This window comes from Natrinema pellirubrum DSM 15624 (assembly GCF_000230735.2).
In the GTDB taxonomy this organism is placed as follows: domain Archaea; phylum Halobacteriota; class Halobacteria; order Halobacteriales; family Natrialbaceae; genus Natrinema; species Natrinema pellirubrum.
The window spans coordinates 514,038-532,473 of the sequence record NC_019962.1 but is presented as its reverse complement, the minus strand read 5'-3'; the positions used below and the strand labels follow the sequence as shown (position 1 = coordinate 532,473).

Genomic DNA, 18,436 nt, shown 5'->3' with positions numbered 1-18,436 from the left:
GTTCGTTCGTGTCTCAATTCGCCCTGTTATGGCTCCCCGGTGTCCAACGCTTCGACACCTTCGAGCATCAGCCCCTTCCAAGTGTAGCCGCGCTTGTCTTTGATCGCTTTCAGTCGCTCGTACTGTTCGTCGTCTACCTCGAATCTGATTTCTGTACCCATACATACGTGTACTATCCGTGTGGTTTATGTGGGTTGCGGTCGTAGCCTGTACTGTCGAATGGTCGCTGAAACTACCGCCACGAAAACGCTCGAAGCTACTCTCGCGCCACCCACTACGGGCAAAGAGCAACGCCTCGAGCGCACTGTGGCGACTTACCGCCGCGCCCTTGAGGATGCCTTCGAGAGTGGCGCGGATACGCAGAACGCAGTCAACGAGATCGTCACGCCGTACACGCTCACGTCCTACGCCAAAGACGCCCTCAAGAACTACGTCCCGCAACTCCGCCGGACGTACAACGCCTCGGAACTCGAGGACGACCACCCGGTTCGATTCACGAACCGTGGCTTTCGAATCGATCACTCCGGCGAGCGTGCGTACGAGTTCTGTTGGCGCGTTCCACAGGCTGGACGTGGCAACGCGTTCTGGATTCCACTTCGAATTAACCCCGAGCAGGAATCGCTGTGGTTCGATCTGCTCAACGGCGACGTGTCGGTCGGTGAGTTCCGACTGCAACAGTACCGAACGAACTGGGTGCTGCACGTCACCGTCGAGTACGACGTAGCCGAACCAGAGACGCCGGACGATCCGACTCGAATCGGTTTCGATATTGGCGAGTCTAAGCTTCTGACGGGCTGTGCCTGTCAGAACGACACTCCGACCCAACCATACATCTACGACGGCGGCCGTGCGCGGGCACTCCGCAAGGAGATGTACACGACCCTCAAGCGCCTGCAGGAACGTGACGCCGCCCAGTGGCGGATCGACGAACGTTTCGACCACTACCAGAACGCGCTCACGGATATCGTCGAGAAGGCGTCTCGCGAAGCCGTCGAGTACGCCGAGTCTTTCGAGGACCCGGTAATCGTACTCGAGGACTTGTCGTACATCCGCGAGAACTTGGACTACGGGAAGTACATGAACCGACGCTTGCACTCGTGGGCGTTCGCTCGCCTCACCGACCGCATCAAGGACAAGGCTCTCGAAGCCGGTATTCCGGTCGGGTTCGTGAACCCACGCTACACGAGCCAGACCTGCCACGAGTGCGGGCACATCGGAAGTCGTGGGTCGCAAGCCGAGTTCAAGTGTACGAACGCGGAGTGTTGGGTCACGGAGTATCAGGCAGATATCAACGCGGCCGCGAACATCGCCGGTCGCTTTGACCCGTGGGGAGAGAGTGTTCCTTGGAAATCGGAACGCGATGACTCGCCTCGGGATGGGAGCCGTTGTGACACGGCCACAGGACACCGCACGCCGAGTCGGCAATCCCGACAGACGACGCTTGCGGCCTTCGGGTCCTGAAACCTCCAACGCGAGTCTTCCCTTGTAGGAAGCCCCGCCGTTTACGGCGGGCGAGGATGTCACCACGGCACAGAGTTCGTGGCGGCCCCGATCGGACTCGACCCGGCGACAGCAGCCGTCCCGCAGGAATCCCGTCATCGGGTCGGTACAGCAGGGCTCGAGTTCGGCGCCGTACACGTTCCGGTCGTCAGGCATGGCTGCGGCAAGGAGAGGCGGCTAGAAAAGCGTGGTGACGGGTCGCCACCGGTCAAGCGGTGCCGACCCGACCGCTACCCCCGCGGAGCGCCCTGTATCCCGCGTAGGCCGCGGTCGCCGTCGGCGGCTACTAACGCCTGTATTGGCACGGCGAGCGGCCGATCTCGGAGCGGTCAGTCGTACCTGAGTCGAGCGCTCGGCCGGCCGTAATCCGGTCCGCACGACCGAGCCGTCGCTACCGGAACTCGAGACCTCGATTGCGCAAACCGATCGAGAGAACCGTACCGGGCCCAGTGCCGAATCGCCCGTCAGTGATCGTGATCGTGGTCGTGGTCGTGCGAGTGGCCGCCGTCGCTGGCCTTGTCGAGGTCTCCGCCGGCGACTAAGGCGTCGTGGTCGCCCTCCATCATGTCCATGTTCTTTAACGTGTCCCGCTCCTCGAACTCCTCGACGGCGTTCAGGAGGTCCTGCTGGGTCAGCGTCGTTCGGTCCTCGGTCAGGGCCTCGAGGACTGCCTCCCGGAGGACCATCCGGAGGTCGCTGCCGGTCAGTCCCTCAGTGACATCGGCGATGAGTTGGGGGTCGAACTCGTCGATGTCCATCGTCCGGGTGATGAGTCCGAGGATGTCCGCCCGCATGCCCTGGTCGGGTTTGGGGAAGTTGATGATCTCGTCGAAGCGCCGCCAGGCGGCGTCGTCCAGTTGGTCGGGGTGGTTGGTCGCCCCGATGAGCAAGACGTCGTCCTCGATGAGCGAGATGTTGTCGATGCTCTTGAGGAGGGTGTTGACCGCTCGCTTCAGCGCGGCATGTTCGTCGCTGCGGCGGGTCTTGGCGACGAAGTCGAACTCGTCGATAAAGAGGATACACGGCGAGAGTCGCTTGGCGACCTCGAAGGTCTTATCGACGTTTTTCGCCGTCTCTCCCAAGTATTGCGAGGTAATCATCGAGAGCTTGACCTCGACGAACGGCAGGTCCATGTCCTGTGCGAGCGCCTGTGCGGTCGAGGTCTTCCCGGTCCCCGGCGGGCCGACGAACAGGAGCTTCCCGATCTCGCGCAGACCGATGTCGGCGAGGTAGTCGCGGTGTTCGATCGCCTTCGAGATCTTGTTGAGTTCGTTCTGTTGGTCGTCGGTCAGCACGAGGTCGTCCAGCGACATGTCGACCTCCTCGGGCGCGCGGACTTCCACGAGGTCCAACATTTCCTCGTCTTCCTCCTCGTCGAAGTACTCGTTCAGGAGGCCGTCGATCCAGACCCGATCGGCCTGGATCGGCCGGTTGCGCTCCCGGGCTGCCTCGTGGGAAACGTCGAAATCGTAGTCGTCGTGGCGCTCGAAGTGTTTCGCCAGCGTCGGGTTCTCCAGCAGGCGCTCCGCGTCGACGCGTTCGGCGAACCACTCCTCGGCCATGTCCCGTTGAGCGAGGGTGATCGTCCCCGAGAACTCGTCGCGCTCGGTGAACATCAGGTCGGAAATGGCTTCCCACGGCCGGTCGACATCGGTCGCCTCGCGGGCGGTCGTGGTCGTGACCGAGAGCGGGCGATCGATCCCCGCGGGTTTGCGGCTCGAGCCCCCGTCGTCCCCGTCCTCATCGACGCCACCGGTCCAGTAGACCCGGCGAAACGCCGGCGGGAGATCGTTCTCGTCTAACGTCCGGTCGTCCGAATACACGCTCGTCGTGAGCAGGAACTCCACGACATCGAGCGCTGCATCACTCATTCGGTCAACGTATTCACTACACGCTCTTAACAGCGTCGTCCTGCACAACGTCTGCGATTGGCTGGCTCGCGAACGGTCGGCTCGACGCGATTCGGGGGCAAATGGCACAACCGTTTTCGTGTATCGGCTCACAGTCACGTGTATGAACGTGTTGCTGGGTCTGGGCGGCAGCGACGAGTCGGTGAAGACGCTGCGACGGACCATCGAGCGAACGACCGACGTCGGCGACGACCTGACCGTCGCCATCGTCGACAAACCCGAGTCGAAGCGATCGCAAGACGAAATGTGCCAGCAGGCCCGCGAGGCCCTCGACGAGGCTGGCCTCGAGGACAGGCCCGTCGAGAAACTCGAGGGCGATCCGGGCAGCGCGCTCGTCGATTACGCCGAACAGGGCGAGTACGATCAGCTGGTCATCGGCGGCGGGACGCTGAGTCCGATGGGGAAGATACAGCTCGGGCCGATCACCGAGTTCGTCCTGTTGAACGCCCCCACGACGGTCAAGTTGGTGCGATAACGATGTCGGGTTCGCGTCAGTACCCGGACGACCCGTCCGGACCGTTTCCCGCGCCGCCGACGACGATCGAGGACCGCGAGGACCGCCCCATCGAGATCCGCGCCGTCGGCTCGTTCGCCGAGGGCGCGCTCGAGGACGTCGTCGAGATGTACCTCGCGTTCGATCCCGCCGATCGGGCACAGGGGATCCCACCGACCGGCGAGAGCCGCATCCGCAACTGGCTCGAGACGATCGGCGAGGACAGCGTCAACGTCGTCGCTTCCCACGATGGCGACGCCGTCGGCCACGCGATGTTGGTCCCCGACACCGACGATCCGTCGGCGATCGAGGACAACGCCGAAATCGAGTGGGAGCTGGCGATCTTCGTCCTGCAGGCCTATCAGCAGGCCGGGATCGGCACCGTGTTGCTCGAGAATCTGCTGGGTCATGCGGTCGAGATCGGGATCGAACGCGTCTGGCTGACCGTCGAGCGCTGGAACAACCCGGCGATCGCCCTCTACGAACGAGTCGGATTCGAGTCGACGGGTACCGAGAGCTTCGAACAGGAGATGGCGATCCTGCTCGATCCCGAGGGCTAACACGGTCTACTGTAACGAGTTACCGGAGAGACCGCAGGGTAGTCGCAGTCCCATCGGCAATGACTTGCAGTTGCTCGTGTGGAACGGAACGGCCGCCGTCGCTACACCGACAGCACGGGCTGGCTCGCGTAGGAGAGAACGTACTCGGCTGCCTTCTCGAGGACCTCCGCCTCGGTGCCAGTAACCGGTTCCCGGGGGAGGACGACGAAGTCGGCGTCGACGGCGTCGGCCGTGTCGAGGACGACGTTGCCCGGATGGCGGGTCTTGCGCGTCTGCGAGAAGCCGTCGTCGACGGAGGTCGCGAGGTCGACGCCGGCGTCGTCGGCGATCCGCCGGACGTCGTCGAAGAACTCCTGTGTCGTCTCCGCGACGTCGGTCTCGTCGACCGTCCCGGCGTCCAACCCGCGGACGACCCCGCGTCCGAGGACGAACAGCGCGTGGACGCTGGCGTCGTAGCGGTCCGCGACCGCGACGGCGTACTCGACGGCGGTGGCTGACTCCTCGCTCCCGTCGACCGTCACCAGGACGGTGTCGACGGTAACCGGCTCGCTGGCGTCCATACGCGGCAGTGGGTGGGCCGGCATGAAAAAGCCATCCCACCGCGGCGGCACCGGGACGCCCGTTCGCCCCGTCGAACGGGGAGGTTTAAGCGTTCCCGACCGAAACCCCCGCTATGTTCGATACCGTCGTGGTCGCGACCGACGGCTCCGACAGCGTCACGCGAGCGGTCGACGTCGCGCTCGATCTCGCCGCCCGCTTCGAGGCCGACGTCCACGCCCTCTCGGTAGTCGACGCGAGCGAAGTCGACGCCTCGCCCCAGCAGCTCCGGGACGAACTCCGCACCGCGCTCGAGACGACCGCCGACGCGGCACTGGCCACCGTCGAGGACCGGGCCGACAGGGGGGTAACGACCGCGATCCGCGACGGCCGGCCTGCCGCCGAGATCTGCGAATACGCTCGCGAAGTCGACGCCGACGCCGTCGCGACCGGGACCCGCGGTCGCCACGGCGAGAACCGGCTCCTGCTCGGCAGCGTCGCCGAGCGGGTCGTCCGTACTTCACCTGTGCCCGTCCTGACCGTCCGCCAGCTCGAGCCGACCGGCGACGACGGGGGCGAGTCGGCGGTCGACGCCTGACCCCGTCCGGCGACTGGAGCCGCCTCCTGCGCTCCCGAGACCGGCGGTTACTTCCCCGCCGGTCACCCACGGGGAACCATGTACGACGAACTCATCGAGAGCGGCGATCTCCCGCTCTCGCGGAAATCGGTCCTCCCAGGAACCGGCTTCTTCCTGCCCGACGAACTCGAGGAGGACCTCGAAGAACAGCAGGCCGCGGCCGCCCTCGAGGGGGCTGAGGTCGCGGTCGTTGCGGACCCGGACGCCGACGGACTGGCCTGCGTGGCCCTGCTTCGCGAGGCCTACGACGACGTCCGAAACGTACCCGAACCGGAGGATTCCGTGGCCGGGGCCGGGGACGACGGTGACGAACCGGTCGCCGACGCGACCGACGACGTCGACGAGGCGGAGCCCCCCGTCGCGGCCGGCGAGGACGACGACCCGCTCGAGGAGCCCGAGCCGACGCCCCACGGCGTCGCGTTGATTCCAGCCAGTCCCCACGACGTCGAGGACGCACTCGCTCGCGTCGCCGAGTACGGCGACGAGGGGATCGACCTGTTTGTCTGTGACCTCGCGCCGGACAAATACGAGTATGTCGAGTCGGAACTCGACGCGGCCCTCGAGACGGCCGACCGGGTCTCGTGGTACGATCACCACCAGTGGGGCGATGACGTCGCGGCGGCGGTCCGCGAGGCCGGCGTCGACCTCGTGATCGGTGACTCCGACGAGGAGTGTTCCGCCGACGTGGTCTATCGCTCGCTCGAGTACGAGTTCGACCCGATGTACGAGGAACTCGCGGCGGTCACGCGGGACCACGACCTCTGGCTGCGGGAGGACCCCCGCAGCGACGATCTGGCGGACTACGCCTACTGGACCGACCCCGCCGAATACGTCGAGGTCGTCCGCGAGTACGGCGCCGACCTGCCCGCGTGGGTCGAGGACTACATCGCCGAGCGCCGCGTCGAGAAGGAGGCGCTGATCGATCGCGCGGTCGGGCGCGCGGAGTACCGCGAGATCGGCGGCTACACCGTCGGCGTGACCTACGGCCGCTGTTCGCAAAACGAGGTCGCGGAGGCGATGCGCGAGGCGGGGGCCGACGCCTCGGTGATCGTCAAGCCCGCCGGCTCGGCCTCGATCCGGGGCACCGACGAGTTCGACCGCTGTCACGAGGTCGCAGGGAAGGTAAACGGCGGCGGCCACCCGAAGGCTGCCGGCTGCAAGCCCGACATCTACGACGACATGCTCGACTTCGCGAACCACTGGACGACCCGCGGCGCGGTGACCAAGCAGGTCATCCTCGACGCGTTCCGCGAGGTCGTCGACGAGACGACCGAGGACGACGAGAGCGATAGCGACGAAAGCGAGAACTGATCAGTTCGAAGAGCGCTCATACCGTTTTTCTCTTGCTAACAAGAGTGAAGCCAGCGACGTATCACTCCACCCTGACCGAACAGTATGCGGTGGCGCACGCTGGGGCGCGGTGAGTCACCGACGAACCGCGGCCAGACTCCGTGCGAGGGATGAGCGAGCGATCTCGGAGCGAGCGTTAGCGCGGGACCGGAGGTCCCGCGAACCATGCGAACGGGTGCTACGCACCCGTGAGCAGCAATCGGTTGGGGAGGGTGTGGCCCCTCCGTGGTGCCACGATAGCAAGAGAGTCGTGCCAATACCACCGGAGAACACACTCAATCCATCGAAATAGGGGACATCACGATTCTGTCACTGCTGGCTCGAGAACTCGCTTACCCTCGAGACGCGACGTATCGCAGTACGAGCTGCAACACGTGGACGAAAACGCCGGCGACGGCGATGTAGACGCCGATCGTCTGGAGCGTGACCGACGCCGTCCGCTGGTCCCGAACGTTCCAGATCTCCCAGCCGAGTTGCAGCAGGAATCCCAGAAAGATCAGGGCGAAGCCAGCGAGCAACGCCGGCGTGTAGAACGTCCCGACGGCGATGGCGACGAGCCCACCGATGAAGGCGTAGTTGGCGTAGGAACCCCAGTGATCGAAGTCACTCGAGCGGGCGTAGACGTAGGCGGCGATGAGTGCCGTCAGCACCGCGACGACGACAGCTGTCACGGTGAGGACCGTCAGTTGGGACTCCCGCGGCACGAACCGAAGTGCGCCGGCCCCGAAGACCCCGAAGGCCAGTTGGAGGATCACCATTCCGAGGACCGCGATCCCGGTGTTGCCGCCGGCAACGCCGCGCTCGGCGACCAGTTGGCCGGCCATAATCGCCGCGCCGTAGGCGATCGCGCCGACGATCGGGAACGAAAAAAGGACGTCGTTGAGCGCCGCCAGCGGCGTCGTCGCCAGCGCGTACATCACCGCGATGTTGATCGCCAGCAGGAGGCTCGCGCCGCCGATCACCCGCGCGTCCCGACTCGAGAGACCGAACCCGCGGCGAGTCCCGGTCGGGGTTTCGGTCGCACTCATGGGCTCGCTACGTCGCTGGGCCGCAAAAGCCTGCGGCCTACTCCTGAGACGATATCGCGGCCGTTCGAAGCGTCGCGAGCGGCTACGCCTCGGTGACGTTCCAGCGGTCGGAAAACGCCGTCCCACAGGTACACTGGGCGTAGGCGTGGATCACGTCGCCGTCGGCGTAGATGCCGCCGACCTCCTCGTTTTGCTCCTCCGCGAAGGCGAAGACGAACTGGGTCTCGTGGTCGCCATCCTCGCCCGCGTCCGGACATTGCGCACCCGCGAGGTCGTCGTCGATCTCCCCTTCGGTACTCATCGCGGACTTAGCGAACTCCATCGCCCCGGTGCCGGTCGCCGCCTGGAACGCGTTGCGGCCTCGCTCGCCGTCGACGACGATCAGCGTCCCGTCCGCGACGGGATCACCGAACTGCTCGAGGCGGTCGTCCGAGACGAACGAATCGGCCAGAAACAGCGCCACGTCCTCGGGGCGCTCGCCGGCGAGGAACTCCGCGCGTTGGTCAGTCATGGCCCCGGATTCGCGCTCGAGGTGGAAAAAGGACCGTATTCGCGGTTCGCCGCGCCATCGGTCGGCGACAGCCACGGCAGGCCGATCGCGCGTGGCTACCCGTCCTCGAGGTCCTTCGCGATCTCGCTGAGGCTGTCGCTTGGCGGTTCGCGGGCGTCGTAAAAGACTGTCTCGCCGGGCGCGCGACAGCCGTAGAGGAACTCGGGTTCGACGACGTCGATCAGCACCGAGCCGCCGAGGGGAACGTCGTGATCGTCGACCCACTCGGGAAGGCGGTCGGTCGCGCCGCTGGGATCGCGGGCACTGTCCGGCGTCTCGTAGACGCCCGGCACCGACAGCTCGTCGCCGGTCAGTGCGCGCTCGATCTGTGCGAACAGTTCCTCACCCTCGAGGACGAGCCGGACGACCTCGTCGGTCGGAAAGGCGTCGCGGTCGTCGGCCGGCACCTCGAGTTTGACCCCGGTGGCCGTCTCCGTACACGTCGCACGGACCGTCCGCACCGAGGGATGATCGCTCGAAATTCTATCTGACATGGAAAACGGATGGCGAGGGCGTTACTCGTCGTCGCCGTCGCCGAGGAGTTCGTCGACATCGCTGCTACCGCGCTCGGAGATCGAGGCGTTGATCTGGGCGACGGCGTCGGAGACCTCGCGGCCGCGGACGGTGATCCGGCGGCGCTCGCCGTCACGGGACGGCTTGTAGCCGGTCTGTCGACCGTTCATCAGCACTTCCTTCAGGTTCGAACCGGCGACCTCGTCGTTGAGCGGGCGGCCGGCCTCGTCGGAGCCGCCGGTGATCTCGAGCGTGTAGCCGTCGAGCCCGACGGCACCGCCGTCGACTTCCTCGCCGATCGACTTGCCGATGAACCGGTTCGCGTCCTGTTCCTCCGCCTCGAGCTGGTAGGACGACCCGGAATCGGGGTCGCCGACAACGACAGTGAAACTTGCCATGCCCGACGGAAGACGGCCGTCGCTCAAAAGATCATCGATCGTCACCGAACTTTTGCTCTGCGGGCGCGGCACAGCCGCGCCCTCGGCAAAACTTCGATGAAAAGCACTCCTCCCTCCGTTCCGAGCGCTCCGCGCTCTCCACATCGGTCGTCGGCCCGCTCGCTCGCCCTGCGGGCTCGCTCGCGGTCAGTACCGGGTAGCTGCCTGCCTTCCCCCGGGTCCGACAGCTCTCGCAGCGCTCGAGCCGTCCTCCCGGCCACCGAACCGTCTTCGACGCTTTTCCCGCCCGTTCCGCTCGAACAGTCAAGTAGCTGCAACGCCTACCTCGAGCCGTGTTCATCGATCCGGGGCGACTCGAGGATCGCCTGCGCGAGGAGTTCGGCGGCACGATGGGCCAATCACGGGTCGTCGTCCGGCAGGCCGTCGACCTCGCGGACGCCGGGAAATACGAATCGGACGTCGGGACCGCACTGACCAACGAGATCGTCCTCGAGGAGTTGGCCGACGCCCCCGAGGGAACCCCACCGGAGCGGTGGAACTGGTGGATCGGCTCGCTCGAGCTTGCATACGGCGGCTACGGCCGGTTCGATATTCGCCAGTATCGGAAATAGCGATCAGCAACGAAGAGTAACACCGATTGTCCTCCGGGCCGTAGGGGACCCCGATGAACGAACTGTCGCGACCGGTCTGGCCGGCGTACCCGCTGTCGGTACTCGTCGCCGGCCTCGGCCACTGTTATCTCGGCCGATGGAAACGCGGCGGGATCTGGTTCCTCTGTTACGGCCTCGCGCTCGTGTTCCTGAGCGCGCGAACCGTCTCGGGTGCGCTCAGCCTCGAGGAACCGTTCGTGGTGACGGCGCTGCAGTTCGACGCCGTGAGTTACACCGACGTCGCCGTCCCGCTGACGATCCTGCTGGTCTGTCTGCTCGATGTCTATCTCATCGGGCTGGCCGAACGGACCACCCTCCCGCCGGCCGGGGCGGACGACCGCCGCTCGAACAGTTCCTGACGACCCCGCCGGCGACGGCGGCCTGGGGTGGCCCCGCGTGTTTTTGTGCCCGTCGACCGAACGACGACTATGGGACGTCTCAGTTCCGTCCTGCTCAAAGGGCTCGGCGCGGTCGTCCTCGCAGTCGTCGTACTGAGCGTCGTCGCCACGATCGTCGGCATCGCCCTCTCGGTGATCGCGGCCGTCCTCTCGCTGGTGCTGACGCTTGCCGTCCTGTCGCTGGTCGTCCTGGCCGCCGTCGGTCTGTTCTCGTTGGTCGGCGCGGACTCGAGCGCCGGGAGCGACGCGGACACGCCGGCCGAAACCCGGCCCGATCCAGAGGAACGCGTTCGCTCCCGGTACGTCGACGGCGACCTCGACGACGAGGAGTTCGAACGGGAACTCGAGCGGGTTCTCGGCGAGGAGACGGTCGGCGTCGACGACGTCGAGGCCGACCGATCGCGTCGTCGGCACCGAGAACGAGAGCGGCGGTGATGGAGCCACGGATCGGCGCGGCCGTTATTCGTCTAGGGCTTCGATTCTGCGCACCACTTCGTCGGCCGTTTCGACCGACCCGTCGCCGGAGACCGCGTATAGGACGAGTCCGAGGACACACCAGCCGAGGACGATGAGCCACTCGTAGGGCCACAACAGCGCCGACTGGCCGCCCGGAAGATAGAGCGTGATGAAAATCGCCGTTGCCACGAACCCGAGAATACCGACGACGGGGCCACCGGGGACCTCGTACGGACGATTCATCTCGGGTTCACGGTAGCGCAGCACCAGAAACGAGACGACGACGAGGAACCAGGCGACGACGATCCCGAGGCCGCCTGCGTTGACGATCCACGTAAGCATCTGTTCGCCGAAAAACGGCGCGAGCGCGGACAGGCCGCCGACCAACAGGATCGCGTTGCTCGGCGTGTTGTGTTTCGGGTGGACTTTCGAAAGGGGTTCCGGGAGCATCCCCGACTCCGAGAGTGCAAAGAGCGCTCGACTCCCGCCGATGATGAACGCGTTCCAGCTCGTGAGGATTCCCGCGACGCCCGCGAGAGCCATGAGTTGACCGGCGGTCGAACTGTCGTACAGTTCGGCCATCGCCGCCGCCGCAGGGAGCGAACTATCGACGAGGGCACTCCCGGAGAGCGCGCGACTCGAGCCCCAGATGACGGCCATGTAGAACAGAGCGGCCAACCCGACGGCGAGGATGATCAGCAGTCCCAGCGTCCGCGCCGGAATGTCGGCTTCTTCGGCGGATTGTGGAATAACGTCGAAGCCGACGAACATAAACGGGGTCATCAATACGACGGTGAAGATGCCAGCGGTCCCGGCGCCGAACGAGCTATCGGGCGACGGTTGCCCGTTGGTAACTGCCCCGCCGATCAGGATGAGGCCGGCGAGCGCGATGATGACGGTCATGATGATCTGGAACTGCGCGGCGACCCGGATCCCGATATAGTTCAGGTACGTGATGCCGAGCGTGCCGAATACGCCGACGAGGATCCACGTCGCGTACACCGGTTCGCCGGCGACGTCCCAGAGCGGGACCGCATTGAACCCGGGGACGATAAACGCCATCGCGGACGGGAGCGCGACCGCTTCGAACGCGGCGACGGTAACGTACCCGAAGACGATCGCCCAGGTGCAAACGAACGACCCGGCCGGTCCGAGGGCGCGGAGGCTATAGACGTGTTCGCCCCCGACTAACGGCATCGCAGCGGCGAGTTCGCTGTAAATGATCGCGACGATACCGACGACGACGGCCCCGCCGAGAAACGCGACGATCGCTCCCAGCGGGCCCCCATCGTTGATCCAGTCACCGGCGAGGATAATCCATCCCCACCCGATCATCGCTCCGAACGCCAGAATTAGCATCTCTTTGCTTCCGAGTTGCTCTGTTGCAGCGTCGAATAGCACCAGTTTCAGCCTTGTTCTCGGCTGATTTCCGTGAGGCTTGTGGGGAATTGGACGCCGTCTTGCGATATGAGGTCGAAACGGCCGATCATACGGCAGTGTAAGAATCTTGCCAAACAGCACGTGGATAACCCTGACGAACCCGCTGCGCCGGACGGCGCCAGCGGGTTCGCCGAGTGGACTCAGATCGCGTTTATCCTCTTGCATGCGGAACTCGACAAAGATTTCCGAGAGACTGAAGCATGGTTCAATGACTCCAGAGCCATCCGTGAAGAGCTTAACATCGACAAATCGCCGGATCACACCACGCTCTGTCGATGGGAGCAACAGGTCGACATGCGTGAACTCCGCAGCCTGCTCCGCCGCAGTGCGGAGCAGGCTGGCTGGTCGGGAACAGCAGCAATCGACGCCAGTGGCTTCCAGCGAGATCAAACCAGCTATCATTACCGGAATCGTGCTGGCTTCTCGTTTCACAAGCTGAAGACAACGATTTTGGTCGATACAGAGTCACTGGCGATCAAAGACGTTCATTTCACGACGAAGCGCAAGTGGGACGGACACATCGGCTTGCAGGTCTATCGGCGCAACGCCGAAGACCTGCAAGAGTTCCTTGCAGATGCGAACTATTCGTGGTCAGATCTCAGAGAGGAGTGTCGCGCTGGCGCGACACGACCGCTAATCAAACACAGGGAGCACAATGCGCTGAAGAAAGCGCATAACGCTCGGATGGACGAAGATCTGTACCATCAGCGGACACTGAGTGAGACTGCGTTCTCACTGCTGAAGGATGACGGTGAGAAGTTACGCTCTCGGAGCTGGCACGGCCAGTTCCGAGAGCTCACGCGCAAGTGTATCGTGCATAACCTATCGCAGGCGGCGAGTTAGGGCTCGCCGCCTGCTCTCTTTCTCTGGACGTATCCGCCAGAGACATCGCCGTCATCCACGTACGGGTTCTCACAAAGTGACCTAATTCTGATGGTTGCAGAATCAACGAACTGTACTCCTCCCACATCATCCAGATCTCAAAACCATCAGTACAGGAGTTCTAACGCCACCTGCCTGAATGTCAAAGTTTCAATACTGCCGCCGTCTTGCGTTCAACAGAGCATTCCGAGTGCCTTCTCCAGTCCGCTCTGTGTTGTCTCTGACATGGTGTGTCTTGTTACTTCTTAACATGTACCGCATACATACGCCCCTACTTATACCTTCCGGCAGTATTGTATATTTACCAGGAACAGGGAGTCTGTACTGGTAGCTATACAATTTCATCATCTAATATTGTATATTTAGCAGAATCGTTCGGCCGGCGATTACCGGTGAGCGGACATCCACAGGTGGACTCGAGAACAGCCACTCGAAGGGACCGCACAGAACGTCACCATTCCAACCTAATTGGACGAAATATGATATTCTATTCTCTATTGGCTATATTCCTATTCTACTGCACTGAGCTAGGAACCGAACCAAATATATCCAAAGAGTGTGACTAGGGCACATGGCCGTAGGCCCATCGATCGACGAGCTTCACTTCGCGACCGAACCATCGGTCGACGAGGTGCCGGGACCGAACTCACGGAAACTACTGGAACGACAACGGGAGATCGATAGCAACGCAGTGGCGTATCCGCGCCGCGTCCTCATCGCGCTCGAGGAGGCCCGGGGAGCGACGGTTCGGGACGCCGACGGAAACACGTTCCTCGATTTCTTCGCGGGGATCGGCGTCCTGAACGTCGGTCACTCGAACCCCTACGTTCTCGAGGGGACCCAAGAGCAACTCGAGTCGATCGCACACACGATCGACTTCCCGACCGAGGCGCGGGTCGATCTCATCGAGAAACTACGAACGATCGCCCCGGGCGGGTTGGCCGGCTCGAGCAACGTCGTGTTCGGCGGCCCAAGCGGGAGCGACGCGATCGAGGGATCGATCAAACTCGCCAAACACAACACGGGTCGCCACGGGATTTTGGGCTTCGAGGGGGCGTATCACGGGACGACCGCCGGCGCGCTCAGTCTCACCGCGGGCAAGAAGTACAAAAAAGGGTACGGCCCGCTACTGGCGGACGCCGTTCACGTCCCGTATCCGACGCGGGACGCGGGCGCGGGTGGCCGGGACGCGTGTGAGCGGTGTCTCGACGCCGTCAAGCGGAAGTTCGAGGCCCCCTACGGCGGTCACGAAACGCCCGCCGGCATCTGGGTCGAGCCGATCCAGGGCGAGGGGGGCGTCGTCGTCCCCCCGGAGGGCTTTCTTCAGGGGCTTCGCGACATCGCGGACGACAACGATGCGATGCTGATCGTCGACGAGATCCAGACCGGGCTGGGGCGGACCGGCGAGTGGTTCGCGACCGACCACTTCGACGTGACCCCCGACGCGATCACGATGGCGAAGGCACTGGGCGGGACCGGCCTCCCGATCGGGGCGATGCTCTATCACGAGGACTTCGATACGTGGGGGCCCGGCGGCCACGTCGGGACCTTCCGTGGCAACGCGCCGGCGATGGTCGGCGGGCTGCGAGCGATCGAGTACATCGAATCCCACGACCTGCTGTCACACGCGACGGCGCTCGAACAGTATCTCCGCGATCGGCTCGACGAGGTCGCGGAGACGACGTCGGAACTGGTGGACGTGCGAGGCAAGGGGCTCTTCGTCGGCGCGGAGTTCGTCGACGCCGACGGCGCACCCGGCGCCGATGTCGTCGAAACGATCCAGACCCGCTGTTACGAGAACGGACTCCTCGTCTGGAACGCCGGCCGACACGGGAACGTCTTGCGGCTGATCCCGCCACTCGTCCTCACCCGCGAACAGGCGGAAGTCGGGATGGACATCCTCTGTAACGCGATTCGAGCGAGTACCACCGAGGGACGGAACTGATGTTCGACTTCCTCGATCTCGAGTCGGAACTGACGGACGAAGAGCGCCTGATCCGGGACACGGCACGCGAGTTCGTCGACGATCGGGTGCGCCCGACCATCGGCGACCACTTCGAGAACGGCACCTTCCCCACCGACCTCATTCCGGAGATGGGCGAAATGGGGTTTTACGCACCCAATCTCGATGGCTATGGCTCGCCGAACGTCTCCGAGACGGCCTACGGCCTGTTGATGCGGGAACTCGAGGCCTGTGACTCGGGGCTGCGCTCGATGGCCTCGGTCCAGGGTGCGCTCGTGATGTACCCGATCCACACCTACGGTTCAGACGCACAGAAGGAAGAGTGGCTGCCGAAGCTCGGCAACGGCGAGGCCGTCGGCTGTTTCGGGCTGACCGAACCCGAACACGGCTCGAACCCGTCGGCGATGGAGACCCGTGCCGAAGCGGACGGCGACGGCTACGTCCTCAACGGCTCCAAAACCTGGATCACGAACTCACCGATCGCCGACGTGGCGATCGTCTGGGCGCGTGACAACTCGGCCGAGGACGACCCCGTTCGCGGGTTCCTCGTCGAGACCGACCGCGACGGCGTCACGACCAACGAGATCGACGACAAGCTCTCGTTGCGAGCCTCCATCACGGGCGAGATCGGCCTGAACGACGTCCACGTGCCCGAAGAGAACGTCCTCCCGGGCGTTTCCGGAATGAAAGGGCCGCTGTCCTGTCTCACACAGGCTCGCTTCGGCATCGCCTGGGGTGCGGTCGGTGCCGCTCGGGACTGTTTCGAGACGGCGCGGGCGTACGCGAAAGATCGCGACCAGTTCGGCGGTCCGATCGGTCGATTCCAGCTCCAGCAGCGCAAGCTCGCGGAGATGGGCACCCAGATCACGCTCGCCCAGTTGCTCGTCACCCGTCTCACCGAGCTGAAAACACGCGACGAGATGCGTCCCCAGCACGTCTCGATGGCCAAACGCAACAACGTGCGGATGGCGCGCAATCAGTCGCGGATCGCCCGCGAGATGCTCGGCGGCAACGGCATCACCACCGACTACTCGCCGATGCGACACATGGCCAACCTCGAGACGGTCTACACCTACGAGGGGACCCACGACATCCACACGCTCGTCCTCGGCGAGGAGTTCACCGGCATCCCCGTCTATAGTAGCCGCTGAAACGATTGACACACTGATCGCACCGCTGTCGTGTGAGCAGGTGTGTCTTGACTGTCAGTGGTTACGATACGAATGAGCGATCGGAACGCGTCGCGGGGACACCGCCGTCGCTATTCGGTCTCGTCCGAGAGACCGTGTGCCTCGAGAAACGATGCCTGATCGTAGTCGCGCAGGGTGCCGATCCCCTCGCTGGTCTTGATCGTCGAGATGACGAACTTCGAACTCGTCCGGTTGATTTCGTCGATCGATTCGTAGTCCTCGACGAGTCGTTCGACCATATCCCGCGAGGTCAGTCGCCCGATGAGGACGAAGTCGGTGTCTCCCATCGTGAAATACACCTGGTTGATCCCCTCGATATCGGCGAGTTGTTCGCCGACCCGTTCGTGATACCCCTCATCGAACTCCGCCCAGACCTCGGAGATGACGGTCAGCCCCAGGCCGACTTCGTCGAGATCGAGTTCGTACAGATCGTTCGTGATGACGCCCGCTTCTTTGAGATTCTGCAGGCGATAGTGGACCGTCGATTTCGGGATCCCCGTTTCCTCGTGGATGATTTCCGTGTTATCGGTCTCCCGATCGGCGATCGCAAAGAGAATCTTGACGTCCCGCTCGTCGAGTGTGTTGTTCATCCGTGCGTTCGTTTGACGTACCCGAGCCTATTCTCTTTCGGTGATCAGTCCGTCGGGCCGATCGCGAGTATGCGGCCGGGGGTAACCGATGGCGTCAAACGGTCCGGACCGTTACCGCTCGGTAATGGACGTACGGTTTCTCGGCGGTGCCGGCGAGATCGGTCGGAGCGCGCTCTGTATCGACGAGAGGCTCGTTCTCGATTTCGGAATGGACTCGGGGAACCCACCGTCGTTTCCGATCGGCGACGTCGACCCCGAAGCCGTCGTCGTCAGCCACGGCCACCTCGATCACGTCGGTTCGGTACCGGCACTGCTGTCCGGCGACGCCCGCCCCGAGATCCACTGGACGCCGCCGACCTACGACCTCACCATGGTCCTCGCTCGGGACACGCTGAAGCTCCACGGCGGCAGCTACGACTGCCCGTTCACCGAGGCGGAACTCGCCCGCGTCGCCGAAGTCTCCGAGACCCACGGCTACGAGGAATCCTTCGAGGCCGCGGGCTACGAGGTCACGTTCTTCGACGCCGGCCACGTCCCCGGCAGCGCCCACGTGTTGGTCGACGATGGCAACACGCGGCTGCTCTACACCGGCGACTTCCACACCGAAGACCAGCGGCTGCTCGCCGGCACGACTGCCCGGCCCGACGCCGACGTCGTCGTCTGTGAGAGTACGTACTCGGACGTGACCCGACCGCCCCGCGAAGAGATCGAACGGGAGTTCGTCGAGAGCCTCCGGACGACGATCTGGGAGGGCGGGACCGTCGTCGTCCCGGCTTTCGGCATCGGCCGCACGCAGGAAGTGCTGTGTCTCTGCGAGGCGTACGACCTCGAGTGCTACGTCGACGGGATGGGCAAACGCGTCACCGAACTGTTCCTGCGCGAGGCGAACCGCGGCTATCTGCGCGATCCGGACCTGTTGCGCCGGGCAAAGGGCAACGCCCGGTTCGTCGACGGCCGCGACGGCCAGCGGCGACGGATCGCCGAGCAAAACACTGTCATCGTCACCACCAGCGGGATGCTCCACGGCGGCCCCGCGATGACCTACGTCCCCGCCGTTCGCTCGCACCCGACCAACAAGATCGCCATGACCGGCTATCAGGTCGAGGGGACCCCGGGCCGAGACCTGCTCGAGACCGGGAGCGCCGAGATCGACGGCCGGATGCTGCCGGTCAGCGCACAGGTCGAGCAGTACGACTTCTCGGCCCACGCCGACCGCGACGGCCTGCGCGACTTCCTCGCGGCCTACGAGGACACGCGGGTCCTCGTCAATCACGGCGACCGCTGTGCGGCGTTCGCCGCGGAGCTTCGTACTGATGGCTTCGACGCCGCCGCGCCGGAACTCGGCGACCGCTGCGAGTGCTGACGATGTGGCCGAGCCGCCACTCGCAGGA

Annotated in this window: 21 protein-coding genes and 1 pseudogene; 12 read left to right on the top strand and 10 right to left on the bottom strand. The window is 64.4% G+C overall.

All coding sequences use genetic code 11. From position 1 onward, the window contains the following. Nucleotides 1-26: 26 nt before the first annotated feature. Complete coding sequence (locus NATPE_RS23195; RefSeq protein ID WP_006180725.1) at nucleotides 27-161, bottom strand: hypothetical protein; 135 nt, start codon at nucleotides 159-161, stop codon at nucleotides 27-29. Between the two features lie 58 nt (nucleotides 162-219). On the opposite strand from NATPE_RS23195, the gene NATPE_RS02625 reads away from it, so the two are divergent. Next, the gene (locus NATPE_RS02625; RefSeq protein WP_015298719.1) at nucleotides 220-1,461 is read left to right on the top strand and encodes an RNA-guided endonuclease TnpB family protein; all 1,242 of its coding nucleotides are present in this window, start codon (nucleotides 220-222) and stop codon (nucleotides 1,459-1,461) included. A 57-nt stretch (nucleotides 1,462-1,518) separates the two neighbouring features. Here NATPE_RS02625 and NATPE_RS20940 read toward each other — a convergent pair. Together NATPE_RS20940 and NATPE_RS02620 are read right to left on the bottom strand one after the other, a co-directional pair. Further along, a pseudogene (locus NATPE_RS20940) lies at nucleotides 1,519-1,656 on the bottom strand (DUF2237 family protein); the annotation flags it as partial. Between the two features lie 308 nt (nucleotides 1,657-1,964). Next, nucleotides 1,965-3,371: an ATP-binding protein gene (locus NATPE_RS02620; RefSeq protein ID WP_006180138.1), complete on the bottom strand. Its 1,407-nt coding sequence runs from the start codon at nucleotides 3,369-3,371 to the stop codon at nucleotides 1,965-1,967. Between the two features lie 142 nt (nucleotides 3,372-3,513). Here NATPE_RS02620 and NATPE_RS02615 point away from each other — a divergent pair, with 142 nt between their 5' ends. Both NATPE_RS02615 and NATPE_RS02610 read left to right on the top strand, forming a co-directional pair. Further along, complete coding sequence (locus NATPE_RS02615; protein WP_006180139.1) at nucleotides 3,514-3,885, top strand: universal stress protein; 372 nt, start codon at nucleotides 3,514-3,516, stop codon at nucleotides 3,883-3,885. Between the two features lie 2 nt (nucleotides 3,886-3,887). Beyond that, a complete protein-coding gene (locus NATPE_RS02610) occupies nucleotides 3,888-4,463 on the top strand; it encodes a GNAT family N-acetyltransferase (protein ID WP_006180140.1) in 576 nt (191 codons plus the stop codon). 101 nt (nucleotides 4,464-4,564) lie between these two features. Here the strand turns inward: NATPE_RS02610 and NATPE_RS02605 are convergent, their stop codons facing one another. After that, nucleotides 4,565-5,023 carry a universal stress protein gene (locus NATPE_RS02605; protein ID WP_006180141.1) on the bottom strand — a complete coding sequence of 153 codons (459 nt, stop codon included), beginning with the start codon at nucleotides 5,021-5,023 and terminating at the stop codon, nucleotides 4,565-4,567. 113 nt (nucleotides 5,024-5,136) lie between these two features. Here NATPE_RS02605 and NATPE_RS02600 point away from each other — a divergent pair, with 113 nt between their 5' ends. Together NATPE_RS02600 and NATPE_RS02595 are read left to right on the top strand one after the other, a co-directional pair. Further along, the gene (locus NATPE_RS02600; protein ID WP_006180142.1) at nucleotides 5,137-5,598 is read left to right on the top strand and encodes a universal stress protein; all 462 of its coding nucleotides are present in this window, start codon (nucleotides 5,137-5,139) and stop codon (nucleotides 5,596-5,598) included. Between the two features lie 78 nt (nucleotides 5,599-5,676). Further along, on the top strand, nucleotides 5,677-6,948 hold the full coding sequence (locus NATPE_RS02595; protein WP_006180143.1) for a DHH family phosphoesterase: 1,272 nt from the start codon (nucleotides 5,677-5,679) through the stop codon (nucleotides 6,946-6,948). A 371-nt stretch (nucleotides 6,949-7,319) separates the two neighbouring features. Here the strand turns inward: NATPE_RS02595 and NATPE_RS02590 are convergent, their stop codons facing one another. The 4 genes from NATPE_RS02590 to NATPE_RS02575 form a co-directional block, all read right to left on the bottom strand. After that, a complete protein-coding gene (locus NATPE_RS02590; RefSeq protein ID WP_006180144.1) occupies nucleotides 7,320-8,015 on the bottom strand; it encodes a hypothetical protein in 696 nt (231 codons plus the stop codon). Nucleotides 8,016-8,097: 82 nt separating this feature from the next. After that, complete coding sequence (locus tag NATPE_RS02585; RefSeq protein WP_006180145.1) at nucleotides 8,098-8,526, bottom strand: DUF5807 family protein; 429 nt, start codon at nucleotides 8,524-8,526, stop codon at nucleotides 8,098-8,100. 95 nt (nucleotides 8,527-8,621) lie between these two features. Continuing rightward, nucleotides 8,622-9,059, bottom strand: coding sequence for a DUF7112 family protein (locus NATPE_RS02580; RefSeq protein ID WP_015298718.1), 438 nt, complete (start codon nucleotides 9,057-9,059; stop codon nucleotides 8,622-8,624). A 21-nt stretch (nucleotides 9,060-9,080) separates the two neighbouring features. Beyond that, nucleotides 9,081-9,476 carry a 30S ribosomal protein S6e gene (locus tag NATPE_RS02575; protein ID WP_006647866.1) on the bottom strand — a complete coding sequence of 132 codons (396 nt, stop codon included), beginning with the start codon at nucleotides 9,474-9,476 and terminating at the stop codon, nucleotides 9,081-9,083. A 332-nt stretch (nucleotides 9,477-9,808) separates the two neighbouring features. On the opposite strand from NATPE_RS02575, the gene NATPE_RS02570 reads away from it, so the two are divergent. From NATPE_RS02570 to NATPE_RS02560, 3 genes are all read left to right on the top strand, one after another. Further along, nucleotides 9,809-10,087, top strand: a complete 279-nt coding sequence (locus tag NATPE_RS02570; RefSeq protein WP_006180148.1) for a hypothetical protein — start codon at nucleotides 9,809-9,811, stop codon at nucleotides 10,085-10,087. Nucleotides 10,088-10,140: 53 nt separating this feature from the next. Then, nucleotides 10,141-10,485: a hypothetical protein gene (locus NATPE_RS02565; RefSeq protein WP_006180149.1), complete on the top strand. Its 345-nt coding sequence runs from the start codon at nucleotides 10,141-10,143 to the stop codon at nucleotides 10,483-10,485. Between the two features lie 69 nt (nucleotides 10,486-10,554). Beyond that, on the top strand, nucleotides 10,555-10,959 hold the full coding sequence (locus NATPE_RS02560; protein ID WP_006180150.1) for an SHOCT domain-containing protein: 405 nt from the start codon (nucleotides 10,555-10,557) through the stop codon (nucleotides 10,957-10,959). A gap of 24 nt (nucleotides 10,960-10,983) precedes the next feature. Here NATPE_RS02560 and NATPE_RS02555 read toward each other — a convergent pair whose 3' ends face one another. Then, nucleotides 10,984-12,339, bottom strand: coding sequence for an APC family permease (locus tag NATPE_RS02555; RefSeq protein WP_049804849.1), 1,356 nt, complete (start codon nucleotides 12,337-12,339; stop codon nucleotides 10,984-10,986). A gap of 108 nt (nucleotides 12,340-12,447) precedes the next feature. Here NATPE_RS02555 and NATPE_RS02550 point away from each other — a divergent pair, with 108 nt between their 5' ends. The 3 genes from NATPE_RS02550 to NATPE_RS02540 all read left to right on the top strand — a co-directional run bounded on the left by NATPE_RS02550 (nucleotide 12,448) and on the right by NATPE_RS02540 (nucleotide 16,416). Further along, the gene (locus NATPE_RS02550) at nucleotides 12,448-13,263 is read left to right on the top strand and encodes an IS5-like element ISNpe14 family transposase (RefSeq protein WP_015298633.1); all 816 of its coding nucleotides are present in this window, start codon (nucleotides 12,448-12,450) and stop codon (nucleotides 13,261-13,263) included. Nucleotides 13,264-13,873: 610 nt separating this feature from the next. Continuing rightward, nucleotides 13,874-15,247, top strand: a complete 1,374-nt coding sequence (locus NATPE_RS02545) for an aspartate aminotransferase family protein (protein ID WP_006180152.1) — start codon at nucleotides 13,874-13,876, stop codon at nucleotides 15,245-15,247. Then, nucleotides 15,247-16,416: an acyl-CoA dehydrogenase family protein gene (locus tag NATPE_RS02540; protein WP_006180153.1), complete on the top strand. Its 1,170-nt coding sequence runs from the start codon at nucleotides 15,247-15,249 to the stop codon at nucleotides 16,414-16,416. Before NATPE_RS02545 ends, NATPE_RS02540 begins: the two co-directional genes overlap by 1 nt. Before the next feature lie 110 nt (nucleotides 16,417-16,526). Here NATPE_RS02540 and NATPE_RS02535 read toward each other — a convergent pair whose 3' ends face one another. Continuing rightward, nucleotides 16,527-17,045 carry an Lrp/AsnC family transcriptional regulator gene (locus tag NATPE_RS02535; protein WP_006180154.1) on the bottom strand — a complete coding sequence of 173 codons (519 nt, stop codon included), beginning with the start codon at nucleotides 17,043-17,045 and terminating at the stop codon, nucleotides 16,527-16,529. Nucleotides 17,046-17,169: 124 nt separating this feature from the next. On the opposite strand from NATPE_RS02535, the gene NATPE_RS02530 reads away from it, so the two are divergent. Then, nucleotides 17,170-18,408, top strand: coding sequence for an MBL fold metallo-hydrolase (locus NATPE_RS02530; protein ID WP_006180155.1), 1,239 nt, complete (start codon nucleotides 17,170-17,172; stop codon nucleotides 18,406-18,408). Nucleotides 18,409-18,436 lie beyond the last annotated feature (28 nt).